The organism is Calditrichota bacterium (genome assembly GCA_013152715.1).
GTDB lineage: Bacteria > Zhuqueibacterota > Zhuqueibacteria > Thermofontimicrobiales > Thermofontimicrobiaceae > 4484-87.
This window is the reverse complement of sequence record JAADFU010000102.1, coordinates 2897-7457: the sequence shown is the minus strand read 5'-3', so window position 1 is coordinate 7457 and position 4561 is coordinate 2897. Positions and strand designations below refer to the sequence as shown.

The 4561-nt window shown below is 46.9% G+C and carries 4 protein-coding genes; all 4 read right to left on the bottom strand.

Annotation, left to right across the window (positions count from 1 at the left end; all coding sequences use genetic code 11):
* Positions 1–195 precede the first annotated feature (195 nt).
* Complete coding sequence (locus tag GXO74_08470) at positions 196–2436, bottom strand: hypothetical protein (protein ID NOZ61703.1); 2241 nt, start codon at positions 2434–2436, stop codon at positions 196–198.
* A 164-nt stretch (positions 2437–2600) separates the two neighbouring features.
* Complete coding sequence (locus tag GXO74_08465; GenBank protein ID NOZ61702.1) at positions 2601–3233, bottom strand: peptidylprolyl isomerase; 633 nt, start codon at positions 3231–3233, stop codon at positions 2601–2603.
* Between the two features lie 90 nt (positions 3234–3323).
* Positions 3324–4118, bottom strand: a complete 795-nt coding sequence (locus tag GXO74_08460; GenBank protein NOZ61701.1) for a hypothetical protein — start codon at positions 4116–4118, stop codon at positions 3324–3326.
* A gap of 119 nt (positions 4119–4237) precedes the next feature.
* A partial coding sequence (locus GXO74_08455) for a hypothetical protein (protein NOZ61700.1) occupies positions 4238–4561 on the bottom strand: 324 nt, incomplete at its 5' end.

The following is a 4561-nucleotide window of genomic DNA, read 5'->3' as shown; positions in this document are numbered from 1 at the left end:
GATTGAGACGGTGGACGTGGTTGGGGTACGGGGATGTCTACCTCTGTCTGAAACATTGCCTTGCTTGATAGAGGATTGATGGATCAGGTGTGCCCCATCTGTGAGGTGGAGTACATCTTGCAGAACAATAAAAAAAATCCCCTGGGCGAAATGCTCACAGGGGATTTTCTGTTTTATAAACCGTAGTTTCGGGAGTTATTTTCGGCGAAGGTGAAACTGATATTCCAGTTTATATTTTTCCACAAAATAGTCGTAGGAGAATTCATCCGAGGGGCTGTTGATTTTCCAGTTCAAGCGGATTTTGTTCGCCGTTGGCGGCACAACTACTCGATCCGCTCCTAATTTCGGCAAATTTGTTTTGTTCAAGCCAAAATCTTTTGCAAGAGAATATTTCTTTCCGCTGAGTTCAATGCTTTTAAGCGTGGCAAAAAACGGAATGTGAATGACAATTGCTCCCGGCTGTTGGCGGAAATTCGCCCGCCAGGTTACCACGGCGCCACTGTCGTCGGGAATCATTTTAAAGTCGATTTTCCCGAATTTGCTTGCCCCGTTTTTCACAGAAATGGGGACGCCGGTTTTGAGCCATTCCGGCGAAACAGCCGAAAAAAGATGCAATTCTTCATTTTCGTCTCTGACCAGCATGTCGTGCAGCAGCATTCTGAATTTTGCTGCAAACCAGCCGTGCGGCGTGAGATTTCCGTGCACGTCGCGGTCTTTCCAGGGCAAGACCGAATATTCGAAACCGGCGTGAGTGGAAGTCGTGTGCAACAAAAGCGAATAAAAATCATGCAGCACATCCCGCTGCTCACCGCGAATCAGTGAAGTTTGCGTGACGTTGGTCGTCAAATAATTGTGGATGTATTTCTGGTCGGCGTAAGTCATCAGCCCCTCGCGGAACTTGGCGCGCGCTGCTGCCTGCGTCGCGGAAACCATCGGCTCCCAGGGATCAAGAATCGGCTCCGGAAAAACTGAGAGCAAATTTCCCCAATCGTAACCGCTCAAGTCATCCAGCCCGGGCGGAATGTAGCCGCCGCTGATGGCAGTGATTTCCGTCAATCGTTTTCGCAGCGCGGAATAGAAATCAGCGTATTCCGCTTCAAACTCCGCCTTTTTTTTCTCTTCGCCGAGCATTCCCGCAAGCAGAATTGCCTTTTTCAGACCCAACAGCGCCCAGAAATTGTGTCCGGTGACATGTCCGGTGATTTGTTCGTTATCGCCGGGCCTGGTTTGGGGCATCAAATGAAATTCGTCTTTCCCGCGCGCCTGCTTGAGCCAATCGACCGCTCTGACCACAGCCGGGAAAACTTTTCGCGCAAATTTCAAATCTCCGGTCATTTCCGCGTGTTGCCCGAAAGCCCACAGCGTCTGTCCCCAGCCGTCGAATTGGCCGCCCTGTGAGACGAAATTCCCATCTTCCTGCTGCCAACGAAGAAAGAAATCCAGGCATTTTTCAGCGATATCGTGATAGCCGGTTACATCGTAATTTCTGACAACAAAAGATCCGTCCCGTAGCCAAAAAGCGTGATAGTGAAATAAATTCACCGTTTGGATATAATTTTCGCCGACTTTATCCAATGCCATTAAATCGTAAATCAGATTGGCATTAAACGTATTGACAACTTTTTCTTCCGGCAGAGAAATGGTCATGCCTTGATTGACTAATTTTTCCCAGAAGGCGGCGACTTTGTCTTTCTCTTCATCAAAATTTTTCCGCATCAGCGCTTTAATATTATCACTCCCGCGCGGCAGAGGTCTGTAGGGCATGAGGAAATCCAGATCGAGCGATTCGTGGGGCTTCAGTTTAAATTTATATTCCACCCGGCCCATCGGAGTTGTGGGCGTGATTTCTGCATCAGGCTTTTTCGCTGATTTTTTGACGGAGACTGATTTTCCGGGAAATTTTTCCGGGAAAATGAGCATCAGGCTGTCGCTGCGATAGAGAAAATTGTGATCAAATTTGAATTTCCACGTCGGATTAAATTTGACGCCCGAGTGGCTGTGTGCGCCCGGATATTTTGGCACACGCGGGCGACGAAATCGATGCGAATTGTCCTCGTTGGAATATCTGAATGCCGTGGCAAAGTAGCCTGTTTGCTTTTTATAAGTGAAATTGGAAATTTTTACCCGAATATAATTCACCAACGCCTGCTCAAGATTATCATCGAGTGTGGTGGCGAAAGTCGTGAATTCATATTTGAATCCGTTTCGCCAGACGCTGTAATTGAAAACCGGCAGGTAGCCTTTGTGCAAAGTGCGAATCGGCTGATTGATCGGTCGCAACTGGTTTCCCGCAAAGAACATAAGTTCTCCGTAGCCTGTGTAAAGAAAACCTTCGGGAGTTATTTCTGTCCCGTCAGGATTGTAAAGCATTCCCATTTGGTCCGTGGGGAAGGCGACGTAGTTGAAAGGAGGTTCCGGCGGTGGTGGTGGAGGCATGATCTGTGAGAAACAGGGAAGAGGGATTAAAAAAATTAATGAAATGAATAAGGCCATTTTTTGCAGGCGCATTTTTGAGCCTCCAAGTTATTTTAAAGTGTAATAGCAATTCATAAGTTGGAACCTTTCAAAGGCTTCGAGCCTTTGAAAGGTTGAAGACTATTTTACTCGTGCAACAGGTAGGCTTTTTTGATATAGTCCAATTTGGGAAAATTGTCATTGAGGTATTTATTCCCGCCTTTTTGAATTTCCCCCTGATTCGGGCCTGTTCCGCGGGGGGCGCCTTCGCCGTAGCCGTTGTAAAGTTGATCCACGACGTCCATGCCTGCTGTCACAACTGCCACAGGCGAAAATCCCATGCCGTCGAGAAAAGCATTGTCCGCAAAATTGATGAACAGCTGAGTGGTGCGGGAATCGGGCATGTTGCTTTTGGCAAAGGAAACGTAGCCGCGCTTGTTGCTCTGCACAACCGGGTCGTCGGGAATGTTCAAACTTTCCCACGCCGCGATGACTTTTGGATCGCCGTGATAGCCGAATTGCGCCATGAAACCATCGATCACGCGAAAGAAACGGACGCCATCGTAAAAGCCATTTTTCGCCAGATAATAGAGCCGATCTGCGCCGTGCGGCGACCAGTCGCGGTGAACTTCCATGACAAAATCGCCTTTGGAAGTTTCAAATTTAATTTTGAAAACATCCGGCGCCTCGGCGTTTAATTGCGCCGGGTCAGGATTTAACAGAGCGGCGCTTATTTCTACGGGCGGCGTTTGCTTTGCTTGTTTTTTGCCGCAGCCCATAAAAATAAACGCTAAAGCAAGAGAGAAAATGAGCACAGTGATTGCTGTTTTCAGTTTCATTTCGATTCCTCCACGAATTAAGTTTATCGATTATTTTGAATTGAATTTGCCGATGACAAAATTGAACCAATAAGGGAGCGCGTGAAAATGGTCCACATGATCGCGCGCAGTATCGCCGTCAAAGCCAAAAACATAAAATTGTCCTTTTTTCGCCTCGGAAATTTGATGCATGGCTGTGGTCAAAAATTTATCGCATTTCTTCCGTGAAAGTTTCAATTTGTACAATAAATAATCGCTCGTCTCGTGATTGCTGGCATATTGCCCAGGGAATATCTCCGAGTGAGTGATGATAAATATTTTCTTCTTCTCAATCGCTTTTTTAGCGAACGGAACGTACATGTTCAGTTTGTCAACGTTCAAATTCTCAGGGAAAGCCCGGCTGGTGTCGGTGTAATCGGTGTGCATGCCGTCGAGCAAAATGATGCCGTCGATCAAATCTGTATTTTTCGGCGAGCGCAAAATTGTTCGCACAGAACCGTAGCCGGCGCTGAAGGATGAAATAATTATTTTATTGAAAAAGATCGGGCGGTTCATTCGGAAAAAAATTTGTCGCTTTATTTCCGCTAACATTTCGGGGAAATGATTTTTTCCTTTAAAAGGCTTTTCGTAAGTTGAAGAACCCTGTCCGATGTCGATGTTTACCAGCATCGCCGGAGTTTTACAGTGCGAGACCGCATACTTGCCAATGTAGCTGGCACCGTGAAAATGGAGCAGCATGGTAAAAGTGTCGGCGGCGGCACATTTTTGCGGGATGAAAATTTCCGCGGAATCAACAACCACGAGCGGAATTTTGAAATCCACGCCTGAATATTCAATATTCGGCACGCGCCAGCGCATCCTGTTTTTTGACAAATTTTCTTTTTTGCTAAAGGATTTCCTGCTTGCTTCCGGGCTACATGATGATAAAATTAAAAACAACAGAATTGTTGTAATTTGAAAGAATCTCATTGCGCCTCGCTTGTCGAATCGCTCAATAACGCCACTCTCGGAAACCAAACGCGAATTTCATTTGAAGGCGGACTTTCATTGTTTAATCGATCAAGCGCTGTGATGACATAGTAGTACGGTTTGTTCGCATCCGGAACCGCGTCGATGAAAGCCGTTTCTGCGGCACGGGCAATGTGAATTAAATTTTTTGCCGCAAAAATATCCACTGGCGATTTTTCCGAGCGAAAGATATTGTAGCGATAAACCGGCGCCGTTTGCAGAGCCGCATCCGGTGCGTCCCACGTCAAAGCAACGGTTCGGCTGCCGGAAATTTCTGCCCG

Coding starts and splice junctions, on each gene's coding strand:
- GXO74_08470 (NOZ61703.1), bottom strand. CDS start 2,436: ATGCCTCCACCACCACCGCCGGAACCTCCTTTCAACTACGTCGCCTTC.
- GXO74_08465 (NOZ61702.1), bottom strand. CDS start 3,233: ATGGGCTGCGGCAAAAAACAAGCAAAGCAAACGCCGCCCGTAGAAATA.